This is a genomic window from Pseudomonas sp. TE3911 (assembly GCF_054062775.1).
In genome coordinates, this window is record NZ_JBSSFP010000001.1 from 3,899,907 (window position 1) to 3,924,553 (window position 24,647).

The 24,647-nt window shown below is 59.2% G+C and carries 28 protein-coding genes and 1 tRNA gene; 20 read left to right on the plus strand and 9 right to left on the minus strand.

All coding sequences use genetic code 11. The features are described 5' to 3' along the window. Positions 1–2 precede the first annotated feature (2 nt). The 6 genes from ACVWXD_RS17655 to ACVWXD_RS17680 all read left to right on the plus strand — a co-directional run bounded on the left by ACVWXD_RS17655 (position 3) and on the right by ACVWXD_RS17680 (position 6,285). Positions 3–992 (plus strand): Bug family tripartite tricarboxylate transporter substrate binding protein, encoded by a 990-nt coding sequence (locus ACVWXD_RS17655; protein ID WP_163033161.1) that lies wholly within the window; start codon positions 3–5, stop codon positions 990–992. Between the two features lie 63 nt (positions 993–1,055). Next, the gene (locus ACVWXD_RS17660; RefSeq protein ID WP_032888529.1) at positions 1,056–1,514 is read left to right on the plus strand and encodes a tripartite tricarboxylate transporter TctB family protein; all 459 of its coding nucleotides are present in this window, start codon (positions 1,056–1,058) and stop codon (positions 1,512–1,514) included. A 1-nt stretch (position 1,515) separates the two neighbouring features. Further along, positions 1,516–3,030, plus strand: a complete 1,515-nt coding sequence (locus ACVWXD_RS17665; protein ID WP_032888527.1) for a tripartite tricarboxylate transporter permease — start codon at positions 1,516–1,518, stop codon at positions 3,028–3,030. Then, positions 3,023–4,057 carry an AbrB family transcriptional regulator gene (locus tag ACVWXD_RS17670; RefSeq protein WP_457371598.1) on the plus strand — a complete coding sequence of 345 codons (1,035 nt, stop codon included), beginning with the start codon at positions 3,023–3,025 and terminating at the stop codon, positions 4,055–4,057. Before ACVWXD_RS17665 ends, ACVWXD_RS17670 begins: the two co-directional genes overlap by 8 nt. 69 nt (positions 4,058–4,126) lie before the next feature. Beyond that, positions 4,127–5,437, plus strand: a complete 1,311-nt coding sequence (locus ACVWXD_RS17675) for an AAA family ATPase (RefSeq protein ID WP_457371223.1) — start codon at positions 4,127–4,129, stop codon at positions 5,435–5,437. Continuing rightward, the gene (locus ACVWXD_RS17680) at positions 5,434–6,285 is read left to right on the plus strand and encodes an HNH endonuclease family protein (RefSeq protein ID WP_122755723.1); all 852 of its coding nucleotides are present in this window, start codon (positions 5,434–5,436) and stop codon (positions 6,283–6,285) included. Before ACVWXD_RS17675 ends, ACVWXD_RS17680 begins: the two co-directional genes overlap by 4 nt. An 11-nt stretch (positions 6,286–6,296) precedes the next feature. On the opposite strand, the gene ung is transcribed toward ACVWXD_RS17680, so the two are convergent. Further along, positions 6,297–6,989 (minus strand): uracil-DNA glycosylase, encoded by a 693-nt coding sequence (ung, locus tag ACVWXD_RS17685; RefSeq protein WP_095184066.1) that lies wholly within the window; start codon positions 6,987–6,989, stop codon positions 6,297–6,299. 136 nt (positions 6,990–7,125) lie between these two features. On the opposite strand from ung, the gene ACVWXD_RS17690 reads away from it, so the two are divergent. Next, on the plus strand, positions 7,126–8,238 hold the full coding sequence (locus tag ACVWXD_RS17690) for an enoyl-CoA hydratase/isomerase family protein (protein WP_095184065.1): 1,113 nt from the start codon (positions 7,126–7,128) through the stop codon (positions 8,236–8,238). 54 nt (positions 8,239–8,292) lie between these two features. On the opposite strand, the gene ACVWXD_RS17695 is transcribed toward ACVWXD_RS17690, so the two are convergent. Continuing rightward, the gene (locus ACVWXD_RS17695) at positions 8,293–8,667 is read right to left on the minus strand and encodes a hypothetical protein (RefSeq protein ID WP_095184064.1); all 375 of its coding nucleotides are present in this window, start codon (positions 8,665–8,667) and stop codon (positions 8,293–8,295) included. A 307-nt stretch (positions 8,668–8,974) separates the two neighbouring features. Here ACVWXD_RS17695 and ACVWXD_RS17700 point away from each other — a divergent pair, with 307 nt between their 5' ends. The 7 genes from ACVWXD_RS17700 to ACVWXD_RS17730 all read left to right on the plus strand — a co-directional run bounded on the left by ACVWXD_RS17700 (position 8,975) and on the right by ACVWXD_RS17730 (position 13,982). Then, positions 8,975–10,597: a methyl-accepting chemotaxis protein gene (locus ACVWXD_RS17700; protein ID WP_099601365.1), complete on the plus strand. Its 1,623-nt coding sequence runs from the start codon at positions 8,975–8,977 to the stop codon at positions 10,595–10,597. Between the two features lie 67 nt (positions 10,598–10,664). Further along, the gene (locus tag ACVWXD_RS17705; protein WP_099601364.1) at positions 10,665–10,877 is read left to right on the plus strand and encodes a cysteine-rich CWC family protein; all 213 of its coding nucleotides are present in this window, start codon (positions 10,665–10,667) and stop codon (positions 10,875–10,877) included. Further along, the gene (locus ACVWXD_RS17710) at positions 10,867–11,559 is read left to right on the plus strand and encodes a pseudouridine synthase (RefSeq protein WP_401382264.1); all 693 of its coding nucleotides are present in this window, start codon (positions 10,867–10,869) and stop codon (positions 11,557–11,559) included. Before ACVWXD_RS17705 ends, ACVWXD_RS17710 begins: the two co-directional genes overlap by 11 nt. A 306-nt stretch (positions 11,560–11,865) precedes the next feature. Beyond that, positions 11,866–12,750 (plus strand): alpha/beta fold hydrolase, encoded by an 885-nt coding sequence (locus ACVWXD_RS17715; protein WP_099601362.1) that lies wholly within the window; start codon positions 11,866–11,868, stop codon positions 12,748–12,750. 122 nt (positions 12,751–12,872) lie between these two features. After that, positions 12,873–12,946, plus strand: a tRNA-Gly gene (locus ACVWXD_RS17720). Positions 12,947–13,130: 184 nt separating this feature from the next. Beyond that, on the plus strand, positions 13,131–13,655 hold the full coding sequence (locus ACVWXD_RS17725) for a DUF3833 domain-containing protein (RefSeq protein ID WP_032888513.1): 525 nt from the start codon (positions 13,131–13,133) through the stop codon (positions 13,653–13,655). Between the two features lie 21 nt (positions 13,656–13,676). Further along, positions 13,677–13,982 carry a DUF6482 family protein gene (locus ACVWXD_RS17730; RefSeq protein WP_032888511.1) on the plus strand — a complete coding sequence of 102 codons (306 nt, stop codon included), beginning with the start codon at positions 13,677–13,679 and terminating at the stop codon, positions 13,980–13,982. An 84-nt stretch (positions 13,983–14,066) separates the two neighbouring features. Here ACVWXD_RS17730 and ACVWXD_RS17735 read toward each other — a convergent pair whose 3' ends face one another. Beyond that, positions 14,067–15,230, minus strand: coding sequence for an MFS transporter (locus ACVWXD_RS17735; RefSeq protein ID WP_181644013.1), 1,164 nt, complete (start codon positions 15,228–15,230; stop codon positions 14,067–14,069). Between the two features lie 95 nt (positions 15,231–15,325). Here ACVWXD_RS17735 and ACVWXD_RS17740 point away from each other — a divergent pair, with 95 nt between their 5' ends. From ACVWXD_RS17740 to ACVWXD_RS17755, 4 genes are all read left to right on the plus strand, one after another. Beyond that, entirely contained in the window at positions 15,326–16,219 is an 894-nt protein-coding gene (locus tag ACVWXD_RS17740) for a LysR family transcriptional regulator (protein WP_181644014.1), read from the plus strand. A gap of 125 nt (positions 16,220–16,344) precedes the next feature. After that, positions 16,345–16,677 (plus strand): hypothetical protein, encoded by a 333-nt coding sequence (locus ACVWXD_RS17745; protein WP_181644015.1) that lies wholly within the window; start codon positions 16,345–16,347, stop codon positions 16,675–16,677. Positions 16,678–16,776: 99 nt separating this feature from the next. Further along, on the plus strand, positions 16,777–17,277 hold the full coding sequence (locus ACVWXD_RS17750) for a methylated-DNA--[protein]-cysteine S-methyltransferase (protein WP_181644016.1): 501 nt from the start codon (positions 16,777–16,779) through the stop codon (positions 17,275–17,277). A gap of 111 nt (positions 17,278–17,388) precedes the next feature. Continuing rightward, positions 17,389–17,814, plus strand: coding sequence for a low affinity iron permease family protein (locus ACVWXD_RS17755; RefSeq protein ID WP_032888502.1), 426 nt, complete (start codon positions 17,389–17,391; stop codon positions 17,812–17,814). Between the two features lie 54 nt (positions 17,815–17,868). On the opposite strand, the gene ACVWXD_RS17760 is transcribed toward ACVWXD_RS17755, so the two are convergent. The 4 genes from ACVWXD_RS17760 to ACVWXD_RS17775 form a co-directional block, all read right to left on the minus strand. Then, complete coding sequence (locus ACVWXD_RS17760) at positions 17,869–18,396, minus strand: DUF4142 domain-containing protein (RefSeq protein ID WP_005785958.1); 528 nt, start codon at positions 18,394–18,396, stop codon at positions 17,869–17,871. 118 nt (positions 18,397–18,514) lie between these two features. Then, the gene (locus ACVWXD_RS17765; protein WP_032888500.1) at positions 18,515–19,156 is read right to left on the minus strand and encodes a LysE family translocator; all 642 of its coding nucleotides are present in this window, start codon (positions 19,154–19,156) and stop codon (positions 18,515–18,517) included. Between the two features lie 54 nt (positions 19,157–19,210). Then, positions 19,211–19,621, minus strand: coding sequence for a fosfomycin resistance glutathione transferase (gene fos, locus ACVWXD_RS17770; RefSeq protein WP_095184057.1), 411 nt, complete (start codon positions 19,619–19,621; stop codon positions 19,211–19,213). A gap of 12 nt (positions 19,622–19,633) precedes the next feature. After that, positions 19,634–20,551, minus strand: a complete 918-nt coding sequence (locus ACVWXD_RS17775; protein ID WP_375803679.1) for a LysR family transcriptional regulator — start codon at positions 20,549–20,551, stop codon at positions 19,634–19,636. A 77-nt stretch (positions 20,552–20,628) separates the two neighbouring features. On the opposite strand from ACVWXD_RS17775, the gene ACVWXD_RS17780 reads away from it, so the two are divergent. After that, positions 20,629–21,117 carry a DMT family transporter gene (locus tag ACVWXD_RS17780; protein ID WP_095184055.1) on the plus strand — a complete coding sequence of 163 codons (489 nt, stop codon included), beginning with the start codon at positions 20,629–20,631 and terminating at the stop codon, positions 21,115–21,117. A 73-nt stretch (positions 21,118–21,190) separates the two neighbouring features. Here ACVWXD_RS17780 and ACVWXD_RS17785 read toward each other — a convergent pair whose 3' ends face one another. Both ACVWXD_RS17785 and yiaY read right to left on the minus strand, forming a co-directional pair. Continuing rightward, complete coding sequence (locus tag ACVWXD_RS17785) at positions 21,191–21,865, minus strand: NAD(P)H-binding protein (RefSeq protein ID WP_032888492.1); 675 nt, start codon at positions 21,863–21,865, stop codon at positions 21,191–21,193. A 91-nt stretch (positions 21,866–21,956) separates the two neighbouring features. Further along, positions 21,957–23,105, minus strand: a complete 1,149-nt coding sequence (gene yiaY, locus ACVWXD_RS17790) for an L-threonine dehydrogenase (RefSeq protein WP_095184053.1) — start codon at positions 23,103–23,105, stop codon at positions 21,957–21,959. A gap of 124 nt (positions 23,106–23,229) precedes the next feature. Between yiaY and ACVWXD_RS17795 the strand changes: the two genes are divergently transcribed. Further along, positions 23,230–24,246, plus strand: coding sequence for a DUF4917 family protein (locus ACVWXD_RS17795; RefSeq protein WP_099601354.1), 1,017 nt, complete (start codon positions 23,230–23,232; stop codon positions 24,244–24,246). Positions 24,247–24,647: the final 401 nt, after the last annotated feature.

Genomic DNA, 24,647 nt, shown 5'->3' on the forward strand with positions numbered 1-24,647 from the left:
AGATAACCATGACCCTTTCACTGCGTAAATTTGCCCTCGCCGCCGGCTGCATGCTGTTCGCCGGCCAACTGCTGGCTGCCGATGAACCCAAGCGCCCGGAATGCATCGCCCCGGCCTCCCCCGGCGGTGGTTTTGACCTGACCTGCAAACTGGCGCAAAGCGCGTTGGTCAACGAGAAGTTGCTCAGCAAGCCGATGCGCGTGACCTACATGCCGGGCGGGGTGGGCGCAGTGGCTTACAACGCGGTGGTCGCCCAGCGCCCTGCTGATGCCGGCACATTGGTGGCCTGGTCCAGCGGTTCGCTGTTGAACCTGGCGCAAGGCAAGTTCGGTCGTTTTGATGAAAGCGCCGTGCGTTGGTTGGCGGCAGTTGGCACCAGCTACGGCGCCATCGCAGTGAAAAGTGATTCGCCCTACAAGACCCTCGACGATCTCGTCAAAGCCTTGAAGAAAGATCCGGGCAGCGTGGTGATCGGTTCCGGCGGCACCGTCGGCAGCCAGGACTGGATGCAAACGGCACTGATCGCCAAGGCAGCCGGGATCAACCCGCGCGAGCTGCGTTATGTCGCCCTTGAAGGTGGCGGCGAAATCGCTACTGCCCTGCTCGGCGGTCACATCCAGGTGGGCAGTACCGACATCTCCGACTCCATGCCGCACATCCTGAGTGGCGATATGCGCCTGCTGGCGGTGTTCTCCGAGAAGCGGCTGGACGAGCCAGAAATGAAGGACATTCCGACCGCCAAGGAGCAAGGCTACGACATCGTCTGGCCAGTGGTGCGCGGTTTCTACCTGGGCCCAAAAGTCAGCGATGCCGACTATGCCTGGTGGAAAGAGGCGTTCGACAAACTGCTGGCCTCGGACGAGTTCGCCAAGCTGCGTGACCAGCGTGAGCTGTTCCCGTTCGCCATGACCGGCCCGGAGCTGGACACCTACGTGAAGAAACAGGTGGCTGACTACAAAGTACTGGCCAAAGAGTTCGGCCTGATCCAGTAATCGCCCCGCCTTCTAAGTGCGGCCACGCCCTCTTTCACAAGGGGCGCGGCCCAGGAGTTCTACATGCTCTTACAACGCATTTTTGCCGCTGTGCTGTTGCTGGCCTGTGCCGGCCTTGCATTGATGGCTTGGCCGTATCAGGCGGCATTTTCCTACGAGCCGGTGGGGCCTCGTGCCTACCCGCTGCTGATGCTAGGGCTGATGAGCCTGGCACTGATCTACATGCTGTTTCGCCCGCAACCTACCAAGCACACCGAGGAAGAACCGGCGCTGGACCGCCAGACCCTGATCAAGATCTGCATCTGCGTAGCCCTGTTGATCGTGTTTGCCGCCACCTTCGAACCCCTCGGCTTCATTCTCAGCAGCATGCTGATCGGCATTCCCATGGCGCGTCTGTACGGCGGCCGCTGGGTGCCCAGCGTGGTGATCGTCAGCCTGATGGCCATTGGTCTTTATCTGCTGTTCGATAAAGCCATGGATGTTCCGCTGCCCCTCGGCCTGCTCGACGTTCTGGAGAACTGATATGGATACTTTCGGCTATTTGGGCCAGGGCTTCGGCGTTGCACTGTCCCCTTACAACCTGGTGACCGCCCTCTGCGGCACCTTGATCGGCACTGTGGTCGGCCTGCTGCCGGGCCTGGGCCCGATCAACGGCGTAGCACTGTTGATCCCCATCGCATTCGCACTGGGCCTGCCGCCGGAATCGGCGTTGATCCTGCTGGCGGCCGTGTATCTGGGTTGCGAATACGGCGGCCGTATCAGCTCAATCCTGCTGAACATTCCGGGCGAAGCGTCGACCGTGATGACCACCCTCGACGGCTACCCGATGGCCCGTAAAGGCCTGGCTGGCGTGGCGTTGTCCTTGTCGGCATGGAGCTCGTTCATCGGCGCGTTTATCGCTACCTGCGGCATGGTGCTGTTTGCGCCGCTGCTGGCCAAATGGGCAATTGCCTTCGGTCCGGCGGAATATTTCGTACTGATGGTGTTTGCGATTGTCTGCCTGGGCGGCATGGCCGGTGACAAACCGCTGAAAACGTTTGTTGCGGCGCTGATCGGCCTCTTCCTCTCGGCAGTGGGTATTGACGCCAACAGCGGCGTGTACCGGTTTACCGGCGACAACATCCACCTCACCGACGGCATCCAGTTTGTGGTGTTGGTGCTGGGCCTGTTTTCCATCAGTGAGATCCTGCTGCTGCTGGAAAAAACTCACCGTGGCCAGGAAGCGGTGAAGGCCACCGGGCGGATGATGTTCAACCTCAAAGAAGCGGGTTCGGTGTTCGTGGTGAACATCCGCTGCGGCCTGCTCGGTTTCATCATGGGTGTACTCCCCGGCGCAGGTGCGACATTGGCCTCGGCCGTCGCCTACATGACCGAGAAACGCCTGGCCGGTGCCAGCGGCAAATTCGGCCAGGGCGACATGCGTGGCCTCGCCGCGCCGGAAACGGCCATCGGTGCTTCCGCCTGTGGCGCCCTGGTACCGATGCTGACACTGGGTGTACCGGGTTCGGGCACCACGGCGGTGATGATCGGTGCTCTGTCGCTGTACAACATCACCCCTGGCCCGCTGCTGTTCCAACAGCAACCGGACATCGTCTGGGGCCTGATCGCCTCGTTGTTTATCGCCAACATCATGCTGGTGATCCTCAACATCCCGATGATCCGCATCTTCACGCGCATTCTCGCCGTGCCGAACTGGGCGCTGGTGCCGGTGATCGCCATCATCACAGCGATCGGTGTGTATGCGGTGCACGCCACCACCTTCGATCTGTTCCTGATGGTGGGTATCGGCATCTTCGGCTACATCCTGCGCAAGCTGGATTTCCCGCTGTCGCCGGTACTGCTGGGCTTTATCCTCGGCGGCCTGATGGAGCAGAACCTGCGCCGTGCGCTGTCGATTTCCAACGGTGCGCTGGAAATCCTGTGGTCGAGCCCGATCACCTTTGGCGTCTGGGTGCTGACCGCCATCATGCTGTTTGTACCGTTGCTGCGTATCTGGCGTAAACGTGCCCAACAGCGTCGTGCCGTGGCCGATGTCTGAGGTCACCTTTAAACAATGGTGGGGAACACCGCTGGTCGGTCTGGCCGGCGGTTACCTGGCCAGCCTGGTCGGCTGGCCTTTGCCGTATATGGTCGGTTCGTTGCTGGCGATCATCCTCGTGCGTTGCCTCACGCCGTGGCAGTTGGCGGAGATTCCCGGCGGGCGCAAATGCGGTCAATGGGTAGTGGGCATCGGCATCGGCTTGCACTTCACCCCGTTGGTGATTGAACAGGTGATGAGCCACTTCGGCCTGATCTTCTTCGGCGCGCTGGTCACCAGCCTGTCGAGCGTGGTCGGCGTGTGGCTGATGCGCCGCAGCGGTGAAGACCGCGCCACCGCGTTTTTCTCCAGCATGCCGGGCGGTTCCGGTGAGATGGTCAACCTCGGCGCACGCAATGGCGCGGTGCTTAGCCGCGTGGCAGCGGGCCAGAGCCTGCGGGTGCTGGTAGTGGTGTTGTGTGTGCCGGCGATTTTCAAGTATTTGCTGGAGGGCGGCGCGCCGCAGTTTCATCCGGCACCGGTGAGTTGGGCGTGGCTGGCGTTGCTGTTTCCTCTGGGTGCGCTGGTAGCCTGGGGCTGGCAGCGTTTGCGTCAGCCAAACCCTTGGTTGTTCGGCCCCTTGTTGGTGAGTGCCACCGCCAGCGTGGTGTGGGACCTGCACATCGGGTTACCTGACGGCGGCAGCCAGATTGGCCAATGGCTGATCGGCAGCGGCTTGGGCTGCCACTTCAATCGTCAGTTCTTCCGGCGCGCTCCGTCGTTCATGGTTCGCACCTTGATCGGCACGGCGTTGACCATGGCGCTGGCGACGCTGGCGGCGGTGGGCTTGAGTGCCCTCACCCACTTGGACCTGCGCTCATTGACCCTGGGCATGATGCCCGGCGGCATCGCCGAGATGAGCCTCACGGCCGAAACCCTGCAACTGTCGGTGCCGCTGGTGACGGCGATGCAGGTAATGCGGTTGTTGTTTGTATTGTTTCTGGCGGAGCCGTTGTTCCGGCATTGGAACCGCCAGTCGATGCACTAAATAGACGCCTTTGCCTGGCACCCAGATGAAACTTTGCTACCATCTGCGGCTTCGGAAGAGGTGGATTCCATGCATATTCAAAAGTTACAGATAGAGAACTTACGGTCTTTTAAGGCCGTAGGGCTCGACTTCAATGTGCCCGCCACAAGTAACTTACAGATCCAATACCCTAACGTGAATGTCTTGCTGGGAGATAACGGCCTCGGCAAGACCAGCGTATTGCGTGCAGTCGCATTGTCGGTGTTGGGGCCTTTGCTCAGCGGAGGGTCCGGCTTTGTTCCCGAAGGCCTGGTTCGTCGTACTGACGCCGCTGAAAAAAAAACGCCTCCCGCCACCATTACTGCAACGCTCCTTTCGACTGACGAAGAAAAAAATCCGAAGCAGACAGACCACCCGCTGCCCGATCAATTTTCGCTGAAGACCCAAATCAGTTCCTTCGGCTCCACTGAGCGCATGCGCAGCAAAGTGTCCCCACGCGATATCGAGAATACGGTCGAGTTTCTTCAGTTCAACGAAGACAATCCTGCGTTTTTCATTGTGGGTTATGGGGCGAGCAGAAGTGTCGAAGCCTCCGCCAGGGTAGATGAAAGTGCACGTAAAAAATCGCGCCTGCGCCGTTATGAACGGGTTGCCAGCCTCTTCGAAGAACACGTCACGCTAATGCCATTGTCCTATTGGCTGCCTGAATACGCCAAAAGCAACAAAGGCCGATACACCCAAGTCATCAACCTGATAAACGATCTGCTGCCTCTGAACTGTCAAATTCAGAAAACGGTGCAGGAAAACGAAAACTTATTTGAAATGAACGGCATTGTGCTGCCATTCCGAGCCTTGTCCGATGGGTTCAGGGCTTATATTGGCTGGATAGGCGACATGCTGTTTCATGTCTGCCAGGGTGTCGCGACAGGGCTGAAACTAAGGGAAATGCGAGGTGTTGTAATGGTCGACGAAATCGATCTGCACTTACACCCTGAATGGCAAAAAGTAGTCGTCCCCACTCTGGCAAAAGCCTTACCCAACGTTCAGTTCATCTTCACCACCCACAGCCCATTGGTGGTGGGTTCATTGATGTCACAAAACCTCTTTTTGCTGAGTCAGGAGAAAGGTTCGACGCTCATAAAGCGGCTGCCCGAACATGTGAGGGGCAAGAGTTCCGAACAAATTCTGCTTTCGCCCTATTTCGGCCTGGACAGTACTCGCGCCGAGTCTACGTCAATCAAACTCAACGAACTGGCACGCAGTGCCGTTTCCGGGAATCGCGACGCCAGCGCCAGCTACCTGAAACTTATGGCAACCGGCCTAGGGTTCGACCAGCCCCCGTCACCACCGACCACTTCTGCGCCTAAGCGAAGAAAGAACGGGGAAGGCGTCAAGAAATGATCCGTTATCCAATCCTGGAGAAAGATCTCATTGCACAAATCAAAGAGCGGAATAAAACCTGGCTTGGCCGTGCCAAGGCACGTACTGGAACTTACGTGGCTGCCGGTAAATACACCGGCGGTACTGAGTTCTGGGGCCAGATAAAAACCGTCTATATAGCGCTGCAATACGAAAAATGCGCATATTGCGAAACCAAACTTCAGGGTTCGGTGCTGGCGAGCAAAGTCCACGAAGTGGAGCACTATCGCCCCAAGTCCAGTATCCAGGCCTGGCCCATACACCTTAACTGGGCCACCGGCGCAGCGAGCGCAACGGGGTACTACAAGCTCGCTTATCATCACTTTAACTATGCGATTGCCTGCACCCGTTGCAACTCAACCCTGAAATCAAACTTTTTCCCCATCCGCGGCCATCGCGATGTGCAAGGTTCCGACCCCGCACAAATGGGCAACGAGTTAGCGCTGCTGCTCTATCCGATCTCAACGGTTGACGTGGACGACCCGCAAACGATCATTACTTTTGATGGCGTATTAGCGGTTCCGGCGCAGCAAAACGGGCACGCCTATGAACGGGCGGTCACCAATATCGAATTTTTCCAGCTGAACCATGAGGACCTCACCTCACGGCGAGCGCTTGCACTGATAGAGCTCTGGGTTGCGCTGGAAGCCTTGGCGGCGGACAAAACCGACGTCGCGACGCGAAAGGTCGCACAGCAACTGGTGACCTTCAAATGCAGCGCCCAGAGTGAGTTCACCGCTTGTAACCTCGCTTTCCGACAGCTCTACCAATCCGATCACAACGCCGCCAAACAGATGGCTCTCTTACTGGCGCAAGCCCTCCCGGAATAACCCAAGCCCCCTCACAGCAGCGGCAGCCGCCACTCAATCGGCGTCTCGCCATTCTGCTCAAGAAACTTGTTGGTACGGCTGAAATGCCCGCACCCCAGAAACCCTCGATACGCAGACAGCGGCGACGGATGCACTGACGTCAGTACCAAATGCTTGGTGGCGTCGACCAGTTTCTGCTTGCCTTGTGCATGGGCGCCCCACAACAGGAACACCAAATGAGGCTGGTGCTCGCTGACCACTTCGATAATCCGATCGGTAAAGAACTGCCAACCCTTGCCCGCGTGAGCGTTGGCGTTGGCGCGCTCCACGGTCATGGTGGTGTTGAGCAACAACACGCCTTGGTCGGCCCAGCTTTGCAGGCAGCCATGGTTGGGGATGTCGATGTTCAGGTCGCGCTTGAGCTCTTTATAGATGTTGGCCAATGACGGCGGCGTCGGCACGCCCGGTTGCACCGAGAAACACAAACCGTGGGCCTGGCCGGGGCCGTGGTACGGGTCCTGGCCGAGGATCACGACCTTGACCTTGTCCAGAGGCGTGGAGTTGAGCGCATTGAAAATCAGCGGGCCGGGCGGGTAGATCTCTTTGCCGGCTACGTGCTCCAGGCGCAGGAACTCGCGCAACTGAGCCATGTAGGGCTTATCGAACTCATCACGCAGGGCGTGTTTCCAGCTGGGTTCGAGTTTGATACGGTCGCCTTCGGTCATAGTTGAATTGTCTTGTAAAAAAGAATGAGGCGAACCCTAGGAAAGCCGGCCTTGCTTGTCAATTGATCTGACACACCATCGGCACTTTCCCACGAAGCGATCATACTGATCCTTCACCCTCCCGAATGAGGTCACAATGAACCTGCACTTCGAAGAGCTCACCGGCAGCGACGGCGCCCGCGTCGGCATCGCCAGCCTTGATGCTGAAGCATCCCTCAACGCCCTGTCCCTGCCGATGATCCTGGCCTTGAGCGATCGCCTGGATGCGTGGGCCAAAGACCCGAACATCGTCTGCGTGCTGCTGCGCGGTAACGGGCCCAAGGCCTTTTGCGCCGGTGGCGAGGTACGCAGCCTGGCAATGGCCTGCCTCGAACAACCCGGCGAAGTGCCCGCCCTGGGTGCACAGTTTTTTGCCGCGGAATACCGCCTCGACTACCGCCTGCATACGTACCCTAAACCGCTGATCTGCTGGGGCCACGGGTATGTGCTGGGGGGTGGCATGGGCCTGCTGCAAAGCGCGGCCATACGCATCGTCACGCCGAGCAGTCGCCTGGCGATGCCCGAAATCAGCATCGGCCTGTACCCGGATGTGGGCGCCAGTTGGTTTCTGTCGCGCCTGCCGGGCAAGCTCGGTCTATTCCTGGGCCTCACCGGCGCGTACATCAACGGCCGTGACGCCTTGGACCTGGGTCTGGCCGACCGTTTCCTGCGCGACGATCAACAGGACGAACTGCTTGATGGCCTGCTGCAACTCAATTGGCAGGAACAGACCGCGATGCAACTCAACAGCCTGCTCAAGGCCCTGGCCCAAGAGGCTGTCAGCCAGCAGCCCGAAGCCCAATGGCTGCCGCGCCGAGCGCAAATCGACGAATGGCTGGACGTGGGCGATGTGCGCTGTGCCTGGCGAGCGTTGAGCCCACTGCGCGACCACGCCGACCCGCTGTTCAGCCGCGCCGGCAAGACTCTAAGCGAAGGCTGCCCGCTGACTGCACACCTTGTGTGGGAACAGATCCAGCGCGCACGGCATTTATCCCTGGCCCAAGTGTTCCAGATGGAATACACCCTGAGCCTCAACTGCTGCCGTCACCCTGAATTCAGCGAAGGGGTACGCGCGCGGTTGATCGATAAAGACCAGAAACCCCATTGGCATTGGCCAGATATCAATACAGTCCCGGACGCCGTGGTACAGGCGCACTTTCATAAGGCGTGGGAAGGTCGCCATCCGCTGGCGGACTTGTCCGATTACTGATTGTTTTCTCCCACAAAAAACGGCGCTTCCTGCGCCGTTTGCATTCAACTCAGATCAACGGTGACCGCCGCGGCCACCGCCATGACCTCCATCGCGTCCATCGCGTCCGTGCCTGCCATTACCCCCATGTTCGCCCCAGCCCTGGTTCGGATAAGGCCGGTAACCGGCCCTCGGCCCAGCCGGGTAATAGCGTGGTGCCGGCTGGTAATAACGCGGCGCCGAGTAGTAACGCGGTGCTGGTGCGTAATAGCGCGGCGACGGGTAGTAATCACGGCGATATTGATACGCCGAGCCACCCCCGTAGTAATACGCCGGCGCCGGTGAGGTATAGACCTCGGATCGATAGTAGCTCTGGCCTCCATCGTAGTAGGGCACACAAGCGGAAAGGGTCAGACCGAGTAAAGCGCTGAGCAGCAGTCGTCGATACATGGCGGCCTCCTGGACCGCGAAAGAGCACCTCCAGCGACGCGGGAGGGCGGCATTCAGCTTTCACTGAATGACGAAATATCTGACATCAAAAACCGAATCTGGTGCGTTTTGGTAACAGATTGATACATCTGCATCCGCCAGATTTGTCATCCGCCCAAAATTGCCCATTGGTCGGAGTTTTTAACTGGATGGAACATTTTTGGATGTATTGAAACTTTAAATAATTGGATAGTGTCACTATGACATCGCACAATGCCAAGGAGGCTCTAGCGCGAGCACTCTACCCATATGACCTCGGATTTAAGCCATGAAGATTTCAACCAAACTGTTGCTCTCCTTTCTACTGTGCGCAGTCGTCACCCTGGGCGTGGGTTTACTGGGTATCAAGGGTGTGGTTCGCCTCGCCAACGCACTCGAACTGACGTTTTCGAACAATCTGGTTTCCGTGAGCAACACCGCGGCCACCCTCAACGGCCTGGTCGCCCACAACCGGGGCTTATACCGGTTGATGGATGCCAGCCAGGGCGACGTGTCCCAGCAAGACCGCGACCGCGTGCGCCAGGACATCGCCAAAGAACTCACGAACAGCCAGGCTGCCTACAAGATCTACCGCGCCACCCCGCTGGAAGACGACGAACGGGCAGCAGGCGACAAGCTCGACCAGCTGTGGCCCGCTTACATCAGCAGCTCCGAACGCATCATGTCGATGCTCGAAAGCAATCAGCTCGACCAGGCCCGCGCACAGCTCAACAGCACCAACAATGAAATGTTCCGCCAGGCACGCGACTTGATCCGCGTGATGATCGAGTCCAACAACCGCCAGATCAAAGAAGGCTCTATCGCCGCTGATGAGCTGCGCGACAGCGCGTTGACCTGGATGATCAGCGGCATCGTGCTTGCCTTCATCATCGCCATCACCATTGGTGTGTTGATCACCCGCCTGATCACCCGCCCCATCGCCCAGGCCGTGGAAAGCGCACAACGCATTGCCAAAGGTGACCTGACCCAAGCCATCGTCACCGAGCGTACCGATGAAGCCGGGCAACTGCTGATGGCGCTGTCCGATATGCAGGGTGGTTTGAAAAGCACACTGATGGAAATCGCCAACGCTTCTGACCAGTTAGCGTCGGCCGCCGAAGAACTGAGTGCGGTCACCGATGAAAGCAGCCGTGGCCTCACCCGCCAGAATGACGAAATCCAACAAGCCGCCACCGCCGTCAACCAGATGACCGCCGCGGTGGACGAAGTGGCAAGCAACGCCGTGTCCACTTCAGAAGCCTCGCGCCAAGCCACCACCGAAGCCGAAGAGGGCCGTGAGCAAGTGGCCCAGGCCGTGTCCGGCATGGGTTCGATGGTGGTCGAGATCAACGACTCCACCCAATCGGTCGCCGACCTTGCTGGCCAGGTCCGTGAAATCGGCAAGGTGATCGATGTGATTCGCGGCATCGCCGACCAGACCAACCTACTGGCCCTCAACGCGGCCATCGAAGCAGCCCGTGCGGGCGAACAAGGTCGCGGTTTCGCGGTGGTCGCCGATGAAGTCCGCGCCTTGGCTCATCGAACCCAAATCTCCACGGTCGACATCGAAAAAATGATCGGCGAAGTGCAGGTCGGCGCCGATGACGCCGTGGCCGCGATGAACAAGAGCCTGACCTGGGCCAACAACACCCAGACCCTGGCACAGAACGCCGGTGAGGCATTGGAGCGCATCACCGCCAGCGTGGCGAAGATCAATGAGCGCAACCTGGTGATCGCCTCCGCCTCCGAGGAACAGGCGCAAGTGGCCCGTGAAGTGGACCGCAACCTGCTCAACATCCAGGACCTGTCGACCCAGACCGCCGCCGGCGCCCACCAGACCAACGCCTCCAGCCAGGACCTGTCACGCCTGGCCACCTCGTTCAATGTGCTGGTCAGCAAGTTCCAGCTGTAAGTAGCCTGCCGTGGGTTGGCGCTGTATCGTGCAAGGCCAAGCGAACCTTGCCCGATCAGCCCACTCCATGACCACGCCAACCCTATGCCCCGCCTGCGGCGCCCGCAACGATTGCACCCTGGCCGACCCACGCACGGCCGACCAGGCCTGCTGGTGCTACAGCGTCACCATCGACCCCGCCGTACTTGAAGCGCTGCCGGATGAACTGCGCAACAAAGCCTGCCTCTGCCCGCGCTGCGCCCAAGTCGATGAACAGTTGCGTCGCCGCGATGCGAGTTGACCGTTTCCTCAGCAACCTAGCGCAGTTCAATCGCAAGCAGGTGCGTCTGCTATTGGTAGAACGGCGCGTGAGCGTCGATGGGGTGATCGTCAGCGACCCTCACCATGACGTACGGGAATTCAGCCGCGTGTGCGTTGACGACAACGTGCTACAGGCGGGCAAACCGGCGCGTTATTTCATGCTGCACAAGCCCCAGGGGTGTGTGAGTGCGACCTCAGACCCGCAACACCCCACGGTGCTGGACCTGCTACATGAGCCGGACAAAGCGGATTTACATATCGCCGGCCGTTTGGATTTCAACACCACCGGCCTGATGTTGATCACCAATGACGGCCAGTGGTCGCGCCGCTTGACGCAACCGACGACCAAGTTGCCCAAGGTCTATCTCGTTGCCACTGAACAGGCCATCGGCGCCGAGTACGCGACCACGTTCGCGGCGGGCCTGTATTTTGCGTTTGAGGACCTCACCACCCAGCCAGCCGAATTGGAGCTGCTGGGGCCGACGACCGCGCGGCTGAGCATCATCGAGGGCCGCTATCACCAGGTGAAGCGCATGTTCGGGCACTTCAATAACAAGGTGATCAGCTTGCATCGCGAACGTATGGGACCGCTTGAGTTGGATGCTGCACTGGCGCCGGGCGAATATCGGCCGTTGACGCTTCAGGAAATCCTCCAGGTCTGATGACCGTTCAGCCGGTGATGGCAAAAACCCATTTATAGGCCTTGCGACATCCCGAGTCTGTGCTTGAATCAAGCTCACCAGTTTAAATATGACTGGCGAGTCGCCTATAACCTCCAAGAAACACCTTGCCCACGCCCGCGCTTTATTCCACGGGCCTTCCAGGCAAACAGCCCGCCATAACAACACCCGTCGGCCAGCCGTCACCGGACCGACATGGGCCTTCATTTTTCAGGCGTATGCCTACCTGTCACAAAGCTCGTGCAGAGTTATCTGCGCGCCCTACCCGCTTGCCAGGAGTCTTACGACATGAGGCCAGAAATCGCTGTGTTGGATATACAGGGTCAGTATCGGGTTTACACGGAGTTCTATCGCGCGGACGAGGCTGAAAAGACCATCATTCTGGTCAACGGCTCAATGGCCACCACGGCATCCTTCGCCCAAACCGTGAAAAGCCTGCACCCGCAGTTCAACGTGGTTTTGTACGACCAGCCCTACGCCGGCCGTTCAAAAATCCATAACCGTCATGAGCAGATGCTGACGAAAGAAGTCGAAGGCCAGATCCTCCTGGAACTCATCGACCACTTTGCCGCCGAGCATGTGCTGTCGTTTTCCTGGGGCGGCGCCGCCACCCTCGTCGCCCTCGCCCAGCGCCCTCGCCGCGTGGAAAAGGCCGTGATCAGCTCGTTCTCCCCGGTGATCAACGCACCCATGCGCGACTATCTGGAGCGGGGTGTCGACTACCTCGGCAACCTTGACCGCGACCGCGTCGGCCACCTTGTTAACAGCACCATCGGCAAACACCTGCCATCGCTGTTCAAGCGTTTCAACTACAAACACGTCAGCAGCCTGGCCGAACACGAATACGGGCAGATGCACTTTCACATCAGCCAAGTGCTCACCAGCGACCGACTGTGCTACCTCAAGGCCGCCAAGGCGATCGATATTCCGGTGCTGTTCCTGAACGGCGAATGGGATGAATACACCAGCGCTCAGGACGCCAGGCAGTTTGGCAACTACGTGGCCAACAGCAGCTTCAGCACTATCCAGGCGACGGGGCATTTTCTGGACATGGAGCATAAGGCAGCGTGCAAGGATAGCCGGGAGGCGGTGGTGGGCTTTTTGAAACCGGAGCGGCAGGTCAGCCGATTGCGTTATCACCAAGGTCAGGCACAGCATGCATTTGCGATTTGAAATGATGATTCATGGCCTGGCTCGTTGTGGCGAAGGATCAGCCGCCTTCGCCGCAACCTGCACATTTTCAAAGAAAAACTTCAAATCCATGTGAACATCTGGTACAAAGTCAGCCGCTCTGAGCGGGTATAGTTTAATGGTAGAACAGTAGCTTCCCAAGCTTCCGACGAGGGTTCGATTCCCTCTACCCGCTCCACTCAGACATAGCACCCACGCCACTATCGTTTTGGCGGGGGATGCCCAAGAAACCGGCCCTTTGAGGCCGGTTTTTTTTATGCCCAGGATTTTCTCGTCCGCAAACCTGTACAAATACAAAATTCTGTACAACTATCAACGCTGGAGCGCTGGCACCACGCCTCGCACGATCAAGGAGCCGCGCAATGACGCGTCTGCTGGTTTCACTGTTGCTGGCGTTGAGCTTGGCGAGTTGCAGCCATGTGGAGGTCGATCACTACGCCGACCAGAAACCACAGCTGGACCTTGAGCGCTTCTTCAGCAAACCCGTCAAGGCCTGGGGCATCTTTGAGAAACGCTCGGGCGAAGTCGCCAAGCGTTTTGAAGTGGATATCGCCAGCCATCGCGAGGGCGACAAATTAATTCTCGACGAAAAATTCCTGTACAGCGACGGCACTCGCCAGCGACGTGTGTGGACCCTTACGCCCGATGGCCCGGGACGCTGGCGCGGACGGGCCGGTGATGTGGTCGGCGAGGCCATCGGCGAGGTCGCCGGGAACGCGTTGCGTTGGCGCTACCGGCTCAACCTCCCGGTGGAGGGCTCGGTATACGAGGTGAGCTTTGACGATTGGATGTACCTGATGGACGAGGACACGATGATCAACCGGTCGAGCATGACCAAGTTCGGCGTGGAATGGGGCCAGGTCACGTTGTTCTTTCGTCGCCAATAACCCCCAAAGGTAGGGTGAACCATGAATGTACAAAAGCTGACCCAACTGGCCGAGAAAGGTGAAATACGTAGTTTGGAGTTGCTGTCCCTGGAGGGCGGTTTCTATATCGCTCGTGTGAAACTGGATCAGGTCGACATCACATTACTGGACGATAACGGCAAGACACTGCGGCTGCGGTCCAGCACGCATTTGCGCGACCTGTTGCAGGGTGTTCCGCCATTTCCCTGTGTGCTGGTGCAACAGTGCGCCCATGACGAAATGTGTGGCATCCGTGAGGGCGCTATCGGGGCGTTGCGCATTCCATTTTCGCTGGGTGCAACCCTTTAAGATCGTTGCGTGTTTGGCTCTCGTCCCGCTTGGCGTGAGCGCTGCACTCAGTAATCAACGCCCCTCTACGGCTGCCTGGCAACTTTACGACGGCAGACCTCGCACAGGTTCGCAGGGTCGCCAACCTGTCAGCGCGATCAACAAGGTCAGCAGTTGGAACACGATGATCAGCACCACACAACCCGTCCAGCCCCATCGTTCCCAAATCAGCGCTGGGACAATCGCACCGCAACTGCCCCCCAAGTAGTAACACGTGAGGTATACGCCGACGGCACCCGCCTTGTTGTCGCGCGCCGTCGCGGTGGTGAAGGCATTGGCCGCGGCCTGGGCGAGGAACACGCCAGTGGAACTGAGGGCCAGGCCCGTCACGATGCACCACAGAGAGGGCACCAGCGTCAGGGCCGATCCACTGACGCCAAGTACGGCAGCGACCGTCAGCAATTGGGCATGTGGACGCGCCTTGCTCAGGCGGCCGGCGATAGGAATCACAATCAGCGCCAGCAAAAACACCATGTACAGCGTCCCCAAGGCCGCAGACCCAAGGTTGAACGGCGGTAAGCCGAGGTACAAACCTGCGTAGGTAAACGCCGCCACCTGGGAAAACAACACGCAAAAGCCTACGGCGTACGCAGCCAATAACGGTTTGCGAAAAACACTCGTAAAGGAAGCCCTGCCCTGCTCCACTCGCGCACGATTGGCGGGCAACAGAAACTGGATAAACCCGCCGACCATCAGGCTCAACACCGCCAGTAACTCAAAGGCTTCACGCCAGCCTACATATTCAGTCATCACCCCCGTGACAAAACGCCCGGCAAACCCGCCCAACACCGTGCCCGCGACATAAAGGCTGGTGACTTCGGTGACGTTGCCACCGCGCCAACGGTCGCCGATGTAGGCCACGCTGGTGGCAAACACCACGGGTATCACCATGCCCTCCACGAAGCGCCACACCAGCACTTCAGCAAAGCTGTCGGCATAGGCGGTCATGAGTGTCGGCCCCGCCAGCAGCAACGCGGCCACGCAGATCACCGTGCGTTGCTCGAAACGCCCGGTCACACGGCTGACAAACGGTGCAGTTATTGCCACGGCCAAAGTAGTCACGGTGATGCTCCAACCCGCTGCGTTGGCGCTGAGATGAAACTGCGCGGCAAAGGTCTGGAGGATGCTCTGGGTCGCATACAGGTTAAGAAATGCCGCACAGCCACACAGGAACAGGGCAAGGCGGGCACAATGCAGACGCGGCTTCATGAAACCTCTCGTTTTATTTTGAAAGGTCTTTATAGAATGGCCGGCAGGTCTGGAACCAATACCGAATTCAGACCGATTGATACCCAAGGATCAGGATGCTCGACCTACGCAAGCTGCGTTACTTTCTGACGGTCGCTGAAGAATTGCACTTCGGCCGTGCAGCCATTCGCCTGCACCTCGCGCAACCACCGCTGACCCGGCAGATTTCAGCGTTGGAAGCGCAGTTGGGTTTCAAACTGTTTGACCGCACCAGCCGCACCGTGACGCTCACCGCCCAAGGCCGGTCGTTCCTGCCCTACGCACGCGGGGTGTTGGAACAGGTGGACTTGGCCCAAGCGATCGCAGACAAATTGGCTGCGGGTACCGCCGGACAACTGTCCGTCGGTTATGCCAGCTCAATCGCCCTGTCAGATCTTTTCAGCCAAGCGATCCAGTCTTTTGCCCGGCAATTTCCGGATGTGCAGCTGACGCTGGTCGAAAGTGCCTCCGGCAGCCTGTGTGCTCAGGTAGCGGATGGGCGGCTGGATATCGGGTTGAGCCGCATGGTGCCGCAACGTCCAGAAGTGCAGGCGCTATCCCTCGCAGAAGAGCGCTTACTGGCGGCGGTGTCCAAAGACAGCCCACTGGCGACTCTGGCCGAGGTCAGCCTGGCGCAGCTCAGTGCCTACCCGTTGATATTATTTCCGGCGGATTATGGCTCGGGGCTTAACCAGTCCATCGAACAGCTTTACCGACACCACGGCGTGCGCCTGCACCTTGGGCCGACTGGGCGGCAGATCACCTCGATCATTGCGCTGGTGGCGGCCGGCCAAGGTGTGGCGTTGGTACCGGAATGCACACAAAGCTTGATGAACAAAGGCGTGACGTACAGGCCGTTGGTCGAGGGGGATGCTTACGCGCAGTTGTTAGTGTTGACCCCGGCTGAAACAAAAAGCGTGCTGGTGGAGGCCTTCCTCAGCGTGATCGTTGGGATCTCCCATAACCGGTAAAACCTGCGAAAAACCTCGCCACACCTCACAGGATCGCTAGCCTGATGTCAGCAATGACTGACAGCGGCAATTAACGAGTGTCCCGACAATCCCGGTTGGTCGGCCAGAAATGCGGAACCACAGCCATGCTTGAACCTGGACAAGCCACACCAAAGCCCCTATTGCGCCAAATACTCGGCTGGGTGCTTGTATTACCCCTGCTGATCTCGTTTGTACGGTTGCCATTCCCTCTAGGACTGGTGCTGGCACTGGGCGTCATGGCCGGATCGGTCTACGGCTTACGGCTAGCCCATCGTCATGCAACCCGACGAGTCACCCTGTTCGCCTTGATCGTCACCCTGCTGAATGGCATCTCATTGATCGCAATGGGGACAGCTTCACTGCTTAAAGCCGTGTTTTATCTTGTGTGGCTCTACGCGTATCCGCATTACGCCAACTGGGTGTACTGGAATTTCTAAGCACTGAAGAATTCGATCGCAAGAAACGTAGTTTCCAGTGCAGCGCAGGGAGCTACAGTCTCGATCACGTATCGACACGGCCTGACGAGGACCTCAACCATGCCCTACGAATACAAGCTCATGCCCTCCCCCGTCGGCCAACTCACCCTGGTGGCGCGCAATGGCAAGCTAAGCGCCATCCTTTGGGAGACAGAACGCGCCAACCGCGTGCGCCTGGGGGAGTTGCACGAGGCCAACCAGAATCCGGTGCTGCTGGAGACCGAGCGCCAGTTGCAGGAGTACTTCGCCGGCACGCGCAGCACCTTCGAGCTGGAACTGGATTTCAACGGCACCGCGTTCCAAAAGCAGGTCTGGCAGGCGTTGCTCACCATTCCTTTCGGCGAAACCCGCAGTTACAGCCAGATCGCCCGGCAGATCGGCAACCCCAAAGCCGTGCGCGCCGTCGGCGCTGCGAATGGGCGAAACCCGATTTCGATCGTTGCCCCATGCCATCGGGTCATTGGTGCGGCGGGCAGCCTGACCGGATTTGCCGGTGGACTGGAAGCCAAACACTACTTGCTCACGCTGGAAGGCACCGACCAGGCCCAATTGGCGTTCTAGGATTACGCGACAAAATCGTACACATGTGTTCAGGCGCACAATTGTAAAAAGAAATTTCAGCGAGCCACTGCGGTCCATCATTTCATCGCCATCTCAATAAGGAACCCGGTCATGAAATTCTCCGCAGTCTCGCAATCCCTGTCTCGCTGGGCTGGCAGCCCGCGCACGTTCTACGCAGCGGTGGCGTTGATCTTGGCATGGAGCCTGAGCGGGCCGTACTTTCACTACAACGACACCTGGCAACTGATCATCAACACTTCGACCACGATCATCACCTTCCTGATGGTGTTCCTGATCCAAAACACACAAAACCGCGACAACGACATCCTGCATATCAAGATCGACGAGTTGCTGCGCGTGTCCAAGGATGCGCAGAACGCCGTACTCAGCCTGGACGGCCTGGACCGCAAAGAGCTGGAAAAACTGCGCCAGGAATACCGCAGCATTGGCAATACCGGCACCGTCAACCTGAACAGCAGTTGCGGCCACGCCGCCGACGACGCGGCGCCCGCCAAAACCGATCTGAACCAGGCATAAAAAAACGGCGGTTGGAGAAGATCCAACCGCCGTTTTTCAATTCAGGTAACGGCTTCAACCGTCGCCTTGATGACCTTTACCGTAGGTGGACGCCAAGGCTCGGGCCTTCTGCAGGCGCTCCTCCAATTTGGGCAGTGTCTCATCCACCAACGCTTTTATTTCCGGCACATCCGACGCAGCGCCTTCCTTCTTGAACAGCGCGATGGCGTCTTCGTTTTCCTTCACCTGCTGCGCGGTGTAAGCGGCATCGAACGAGTCACCGTCCTTGAGTTCGGGCATCAGGGTTTCAGCTTTGTCGACGATTTTTTCGCGGGGCGCCACGGGCAGGTCAAGCTTCTTGGCGATGGCCGCCAAGTGCTGGTTGGCCAAGGTGCGCTCGTTGATCACCTCGATGGTGTAGTCCTTGATTTCCTGGGACGAGGTTTTCGCGTGTGCCATGCGGCTGGTCTCGATATCGGCCATGCCTTTGGCAGAAGCCTGCTCGATGAATTCAGCAGGCGACTGGGCGAAAGCATTGCTGGCGCCGAGGCCCAGCAGCATCGCGAAACTGGCGGTGCGTAACCGGATAGCCATGCGGCTCATGATGGGTTCCTCCAGGGCAAAAATAAGTACGGGGAACACACCCCGCCCTGAATTCGAATTTTCAGGGCGGTAAAGGTTTAGAAAAAACTCGCCGGTGCGACGAACGGTCGTCGGCGTATCAAGCGGATTTGCTGGCAAACAGGCCCGGCAATGCATGGGCCAGGGCATTGATGGCGAAGCCGATAAACATCACGCCACAGAGCCTGGTGATGAGTATTTCATGGCGCTGATACACCGTGCGTACGCGCTGGGCGCCGACCACGCCGATCAGGATTGCGTAGGCCAACACACCACCGACGAAGCTCAGGAAGATCAACGCCGGCAGCATCGACCAGGTCAGCAATTCGGCACGGCTGGACAGCAACGCCGTAAACGTCGCCACCGCGACTGGATACGCCTTGGGGTTGGTCAAGCCGAACACAATGCCGTGCCAGAACGGATGCCGCGCGGCGCCCTGAGGGGCATCACTGCTGCGACGCTGGGTGCGGATGGCCCGCCAGCCAAGCCAGAACAGATACAGGCCACTGAGCACGCCGAGCACATCGAACGCGCTGCTGCCGACTTCCCGCGCGCCCACAATCGCGACCAACGCCGTACTGCACCACAGCACATCGCCGAGCAAGTGCCCACACAGAAACCCCGCCCCGGCACGACGGCCGCGGGCGGCGCCGATGCCAAACACTGCCAAGACTCCGGGGCCAGGCGTAATACCGTAGATAAAACCCGACGCGAGGACGGCGAGCAGCAGGGATAGGGTCATGGGCGTGACTCAAACAAAGCGTGGGAAGGTGGAGCGATTCTGCACGTTCCTACGCTAAGGGTAAAACCTCATTCCCGAATAGGGTTTTTCGCGGCAAGCCAACAGACGCGAAGCCAGGTCGCCGACATGGGCTTCGAGCTTATGACCATCGGGATCAAGGAAATAGAACGAGGCGCCTTCGCTTCGGTTATCGCGCCACTCCTGCACCTCGGCGGCGCGCAGACGCGAAACCAGCGCAGCGAACTCACTCGTTCCGACGGTGAACGCATAGTGGGTGTAATCGGCACCTGGCTTCGACTCACGTAGCGGATCAAGCGACAGGCATAGCCATAGACCCGGCAATGACAAATAGGCGCCGCTGTCCCAAGTGGCGTCGAGCTTGAGCTGCAACAGCTCATGGTAAAAAGTGACGCTACGACTCAAGTCGGTGATGGCCAGGGTCAAGTGATTGAAGCCTGAGAGCATGTCTTTTTCCTGTTATCTGCGGCCTTCGGACAACATACCCTGCACCTGCCCAATCAACCACTGCAACCCAGAATCCCCTCCCCGTCGCGCATGCCACGCCAGCTCGAAGGCAAACGAGGGAATATGAAATGGCGGCGCCACGGCGACCAGATGCTGGTGATCAATATTCAGCAAGCCTCGCGACGATACGGTCAGGATCAAGTCCGTGCCCTCAATCAACTGCGGCGCCACGCCCCAGTGCGGCAGGCTGATCGCCACATGCCGCCGCTGACGAATCGCCGTCAGCGCTCGTTCGATTTCCGGCGTCCCGCTGCCGCGCATTTCCAGCAGCACATGGGGGCGCGAGAGGTAGGTGGGCAGGTCGAGAGAGCCGTCATGCGGCAGGCTGCTACGGTCCACCAGACAGGTGTAATGCTCGTCGAACAAGGGCGTAGTACGCAGTTCAGCAGGCATATCGGGGAACACGCCAGCGGCCAGGTCAAGGTCGCCATTGAGCACGCCGTCAACCATGCCTTCGCGGCTGGTCTGGATGATTTGCAGGTCGATGCCCGGTGCTTCACGGCGCAGTACACGAACCAACCTCGGTAAGAAAATCGCCGCGCTGTAGTCCGACATCGCCACACGAAAACGACGCTTTGCCGATGCCGGATCAAAGCGATTCGGCGCCAGTAGCGCCTGCACCTGCGCCAACGCTTCGGCCAGCGGTGCCGCCAATTCCAACGCACGGGCGGTGGGCACCAGCGTGCCGCCCTGACGCACCAGCAACGGATCACCCAGCACATCCCGCAACCGCGCCAGCGCATGGCTGACCGCCGGCTGGCTCAGGTGCACGCGCTCGGCGGCGCGGGTGACGTGTTGCTCACTGAGCAAGGCGTCGAGGATCACCAACAGGTTGAGGTCAATGCGGCGCAGATCATTCATCAGCTGCATATCCAGCATAAGAATTTGGAATTTAAATTTGATCGACGAATGACCTAGAGTCCAGCAAAACCTCTGGGAGATCCAACATGACAACGTTGCAGTGGGCAGGTTTATTGGCGCTAGCGGTAATCGCCGGGGCGGTGGTGCCGTTTCAGAGTGCCATCAATGCCAACCTTGGGCGCGGGCTCGGCCACCCGCTGTGGGCCACCCTGGCGTCACTGCTGGTGAGCATGATGGTGTTGCTGCCGGTGATCGTGGCGCTGCGTCTGCCGCTGCCCAGCCTCACGTTTATCGTCAAGGCGCCGCTGTGGATGTGGGCCGGAGGCGCGTTTGGTGTGTGCTTTATCGCGCTGGCGTTGATGCTGCTGCCCAAGCTGGGTGCGTCGGGGTTTATAGCCCTGGCGTTGGCGGGACAGATGCTTGCATCACTGCTGCTCGATCACTTTGGGTTGTTCGGTCTGGTGGAGCGTCAACTGACAACGCCACGGGTGCTTGGGGCGTTGTTGTTGATGGGAGGTGTGGCGCTGATTCAGTTTGGCAACACGTCCGCACGTGCACTGGCAACAGCGAGCTGATCAGCCTTTGGCATCGATTTCAGTGATGTCATCCGGTGCGCAAGGCAACTCACAGTTGCGCGCGGCCACAGCATCAGCAGCGCTCAGCAGCCAGGCGATTGATCTCGCCCTGCTCCACCACCGGTTGCGGCGCGCCATGGCGCACCGCTTGCAACATGGCTCGGCCGACAGTTTCCGTACTCACCACCCAGCCCGGCTTAACCCGACGCACCAACGAAAGCACTGGCCCGAGCACGGAGTAAAACGCTTGATACAGCGGCGTCTTAGAGCGCACACCGTGCAGCGGCTGAATGATCCCCGGCCGAAACAGGTACACCGCCTTGAACGGCAATCGCAGCAACGCGTTCTCGGTCTTGCCTTTGACCCGCGCCCACATCGAATGGCCCGCCTCGGAGCTGTCGGTGCCAGCGCCGGACACGTAGATAAACGTCATCTGTGGATTGAGCCGCGCCAAGGTGCTGGCAGCTACGAGCGTCAGGTCATAGGTGAGGTGGGTGTACGTGGTTTCATTCATGCCGGCCGACGACACGCCGAGGCAGAAAAAGCAGGCATCAAAGCCTTGCAGCAGGTTTTCCAGGGGTTGGAAATCCAGCATGTCGCTGTGCAATACCTGATGCAGCTTGCCGTGTTCCTGGGTCAGGGGCGTGCGGCCAACGGCGACGATTTCCTGGACATCGGCAGCCAACAGGCATTCACGCAGAACGCCTTGGCCAACCATGCCGGTGGCTCCGAATAACAGAACTCTCATAAGGTGACCTCAGCGGCAAGCCGCAAGCTTCATGCTCAAGTTGAATGCATCCAACCTGTAGCTTAACGCTTGCGGCTTGAGGCTGCCCCACTCAAAACGCGCTGCGAAAGATCTCCTCGATCTGACGCTGATCCGCGCGCCGTGGGTTGGTCAGGCCGCACGCATCCTTCAACGCATTGGTCGCCAGCAGCGGAATATCCTGCAACTTGGCACCCAGCTCACGCAGGCCCGCCGGAATTTCAACGTCCTGGGCCAGGCTACGAATGGCGGCGATGGCAGCTTGGGCGCCCTCTTCATCGGTGATGCCCTTGATGTCTGCCCCCAGCGCTCGGCCTACATCGCTCAAGCGTTTGGCGCTTACGCTGGCGTTGAAGCTTTGCACATGGGGCAGCAGCACCGCGTTGCACACGCCGTGGGGCAGGTCGTAGAACCCGCCCAGCTGGTGAGCCATGGCGTGCACAAAACCCAGGGACGCGTTGTTGAACGCCATGCCGGCGAGGAACTGCGCGTAAGCCATGTTTTCCCGCGCGACCTTGTCACTGCCATCACGGACGGCCAGGCGCAGGTTGGCGCTGATCAGTTCGATGGCCTTGATCGCGCAGGCGTCGGTGATCGGCGTGGCGGCGGTGGAGACATAGGCTTCGATGGCGTGAGTCAGGGCGTCCATGCCGGTGGCGGCGGTGAGCCCCTTAGGCATGCCAACCATCAGCGATGGGTCGTTGACCGACAGCAGTGGCGTGACGTTGCGGTCAACGATGGCCATTTTCACGTGACGGGTTTCGTCGGTGATGATGCAGAAGCGGGTCATCTCGCTGGCCGTGCCGGCAGTGGTGTTGATGGCTACCAGCGGCAGTTGCGGCTTGGCCGATTGGTCCACGCCTTCGTAGTCGCCGATATGCCCGCCGTTGGTGGCGCACAGGGCGATGCCCTTGGCGCAGTCATGGGGCGAGCCGCCGCCCAGCGACACCACAAAATCACACGCACTTTGCTGCAACAGCGCCAGGCCTTTCTCGACGTTTTCCACATTGGGGTTGGGTTTGGCACCGTCATAGATCACCGAGTCGATGTCTTGCATCGCCAGTTTCTCGGCGATCATGCTGGCGACGCCCGCCTTGGCCAGACCGGCGTCGGTGACAATCAGCGCCTTGCGAAAACCGTAGTTGCGGATGGCGTTCATGGCTTCGTCGAGGCAGTCGGTGCCCATGATGTTGACGGCTGGGATGAAGAAGGTGCTGCTCATGGCGAATCCTCGGATAACGTTTCTGCCTCTAGCATCGGCCTCAGTTGTCTGCGGCATCTTGATCAGGATCAACGTCAGCTCGTGATAAAGTCACCGCCCAGCCGATTTCGAGTAGCCCGCCGCAATGAAGGATTTCCAGGATATTGACGCCCACCTTGAAGACTGGAGTGCCCTGCGCAGCACCATCGACTTCACTGGGATTCTGATCGGCAACGGCGCGAGCCGTACGGTTTGGGAAGACTTTGCCTACGACTCGCTGTTCGAAAACGCCCGCACCGTCGAAGAAAAACCCCTCAGCCCATCCGAACTCAGTGTGTTCGACGCCCTGCAAACCCGCAGTTTCGAACAAGCACTGGGCGCGCTGAAAACCACCAGCCGGGTCAACAAGGCCCTGGCGGTCAGCTCGGCGGCGCCGCGTAATCGCTACTATGCGATCAAGGAAGCATTGATCAACACCATCCACGCCGTGCATATCCCGTGGCGCTTGGTGAAGCCATCGACACTGGCGACGATCAACGCGGAACTGGCCGGTTACTCCACCGTATTCACCAGCAACTATGACCTGCTCAACTATTGGGCGATCCTGCACACGCCGGGCATCGACGATCTGTTCCGCAGCGCCGACGCCAGCTTCGACCTGCGCAACACCCGCACCGACGCCACACGCATCCTGTACCTGCACGGCGGCTTGCACCTGGTGCGAAACCTCGACGGCACCGCACGCAAATTACCCACGACTGACAGCACCTTGCTCAGCAGCTTTGCCATCAACAACACGATCAAGACCCTGGACGATGTGCCGCTGTTTGTCAGCGAAGGCACCGTGCAGGAGAAGCTCAAGACCATCCGCAGTTCGGACTACCTGTCGTTCTGCTATGAGCAGTTGCTGACCTATGAAGGCGCGCTGTGCATCTTTGGGCACGGCCTTGGGCCTCAGGATCAGCACTTGGTGGATGCCATTCGCCACGCCAATTTGAGCACCCTGGCGATCTCGGTGTCGGGGCGCAGTGACGGGTTTATTCGCCAGCAGAAGCGGCGGTATTCGGAGTTATTTGACGGCAGCGGCGTGGAGCTGAAGTTTTTTGCGGCGCGCACGCATCCACTGGGTGATCCAGCACTCTCAGTACCTGTGGAACGCTGATCACGCCCGCCTTATCAAACTTAAATAAGTTACTGACTTCAAAGGCTTAAATAACAACCGTTAAGTCTAGAGTCTTGCATGAGTCATTTCAGTCCAGCGCCTTCTTGTAGCGAGCGGGCTTGTCCCGCGTAGGGCTGCGCAGCAGCCCCAAAACCAGGCGCAGAGAAGCGGCGGATACACCGCATTCGTCTTCATCAGGGAGCGCTTCGCCCCTCAACGCGAGACAAGCCCGGCCCGTTGTCGGCCGATGCCTTTCGCGGGTTCTATGGCGGGGCTAGCGCGCCCGCCATGCAGACACCCCGGTGTGTCAGTGACCACGACATGATGCAATCGCAGGCAAGCCAGCGCCCACACAAGATCAACTGTACGGATAAATCCGTATCCAGCTGTAGGCCCGCGTT

Excerpts from the sequence above, each read along its gene's own strand:
- ACVWXD_RS17660 (WP_032888529.1), top strand. The coding sequence starts at position 1,056 with ATGCTCTTACAACGCATTTTTGCCGCTGTGCTGTTGCTGGCCTGTGCC.
- ACVWXD_RS17665 (WP_032888527.1), top strand. The coding sequence starts at position 1,516 with ATGGATACTTTCGGCTATTTGGGCCAGGGCTTCGGCGTTGCACTGTCC.
- ACVWXD_RS17670 (WP_457371598.1), top strand. The coding sequence starts at position 3,023 with ATGTCTGAGGTCACCTTTAAACAATGGTGGGGAACACCGCTGGTCGGT.
- ACVWXD_RS17675 (WP_457371223.1), top strand. The coding sequence starts at position 4,127 with ATGCATATTCAAAAGTTACAGATAGAGAACTTACGGTCTTTTAAGGCC.
- ACVWXD_RS17680 (WP_122755723.1), top strand. The coding sequence starts at position 5,434 with ATGATCCGTTATCCAATCCTGGAGAAAGATCTCATTGCACAAATCAAA.
- ung (WP_095184066.1), bottom strand. The coding sequence starts at position 6,989 with ATGACCGAAGGCGACCGTATCAAACTCGAACCCAGCTGGAAACACGCC.
- ACVWXD_RS17690 (WP_095184065.1), top strand. The coding sequence starts at position 7,126 with ATGAACCTGCACTTCGAAGAGCTCACCGGCAGCGACGGCGCCCGCGTC.
- ACVWXD_RS17695 (WP_095184064.1), bottom strand. The coding sequence starts at position 8,667 with ATGTATCGACGACTGCTGCTCAGCGCTTTACTCGGTCTGACCCTTTCC.
- ACVWXD_RS17700 (WP_099601365.1), top strand. The coding sequence starts at position 8,975 with ATGAAGATTTCAACCAAACTGTTGCTCTCCTTTCTACTGTGCGCAGTC.
- ACVWXD_RS17705 (WP_099601364.1), top strand. The coding sequence starts at position 10,665 with ATGACCACGCCAACCCTATGCCCCGCCTGCGGCGCCCGCAACGATTGC.
- ACVWXD_RS17710 (WP_401382264.1), top strand. The coding sequence starts at position 10,867 with ATGCGAGTTGACCGTTTCCTCAGCAACCTAGCGCAGTTCAATCGCAAG.
- ACVWXD_RS17715 (WP_099601362.1), top strand. The coding sequence starts at position 11,866 with ATGAGGCCAGAAATCGCTGTGTTGGATATACAGGGTCAGTATCGGGTT.
- ACVWXD_RS17725 (WP_032888513.1), top strand. The coding sequence starts at position 13,131 with ATGACGCGTCTGCTGGTTTCACTGTTGCTGGCGTTGAGCTTGGCGAGT.
- ACVWXD_RS17730 (WP_032888511.1), top strand. The coding sequence starts at position 13,677 with ATGAATGTACAAAAGCTGACCCAACTGGCCGAGAAAGGTGAAATACGT.
- ACVWXD_RS17735 (WP_181644013.1), bottom strand. The coding sequence starts at position 15,230 with ATGAAGCCGCGTCTGCATTGTGCCCGCCTTGCCCTGTTCCTGTGTGGC.
- ACVWXD_RS17740 (WP_181644014.1), top strand. The coding sequence starts at position 15,326 with ATGCTCGACCTACGCAAGCTGCGTTACTTTCTGACGGTCGCTGAAGAA.
- ACVWXD_RS17745 (WP_181644015.1), top strand. The coding sequence starts at position 16,345 with ATGCTTGAACCTGGACAAGCCACACCAAAGCCCCTATTGCGCCAAATA.
- ACVWXD_RS17750 (WP_181644016.1), top strand. The coding sequence starts at position 16,777 with ATGCCCTACGAATACAAGCTCATGCCCTCCCCCGTCGGCCAACTCACC.
- ACVWXD_RS17755 (WP_032888502.1), top strand. The coding sequence starts at position 17,389 with ATGAAATTCTCCGCAGTCTCGCAATCCCTGTCTCGCTGGGCTGGCAGC.
- ACVWXD_RS17760 (WP_005785958.1), bottom strand. The coding sequence starts at position 18,396 with ATGAGCCGCATGGCTATCCGGTTACGCACCGCCAGTTTCGCGATGCTG.
- ACVWXD_RS17765 (WP_032888500.1), bottom strand. The coding sequence starts at position 19,156 with ATGACCCTATCCCTGCTGCTCGCCGTCCTCGCGTCGGGTTTTATCTAC.
- fos (WP_095184057.1), bottom strand. The coding sequence starts at position 19,621 with ATGCTCTCAGGCTTCAATCACTTGACCCTGGCCATCACCGACTTGAGT.
- ACVWXD_RS17775 (WP_375803679.1), bottom strand. The coding sequence starts at position 20,551 with ATGCAGCTGATGAATGATCTGCGCCGCATTGACCTCAACCTGTTGGTG.
- ACVWXD_RS17780 (WP_095184055.1), top strand. The coding sequence starts at position 20,629 with ATGACAACGTTGCAGTGGGCAGGTTTATTGGCGCTAGCGGTAATCGCC.
- ACVWXD_RS17785 (WP_032888492.1), bottom strand. The coding sequence starts at position 21,865 with ATGAGAGTTCTGTTATTCGGAGCCACCGGCATGGTTGGCCAAGGCGTT.
- yiaY (WP_095184053.1), bottom strand. The coding sequence starts at position 23,105 with ATGAGCAGCACCTTCTTCATCCCAGCCGTCAACATCATGGGCACCGAC.
- ACVWXD_RS17795 (WP_099601354.1), top strand. The coding sequence starts at position 23,230 with ATGAAGGATTTCCAGGATATTGACGCCCACCTTGAAGACTGGAGTGCC.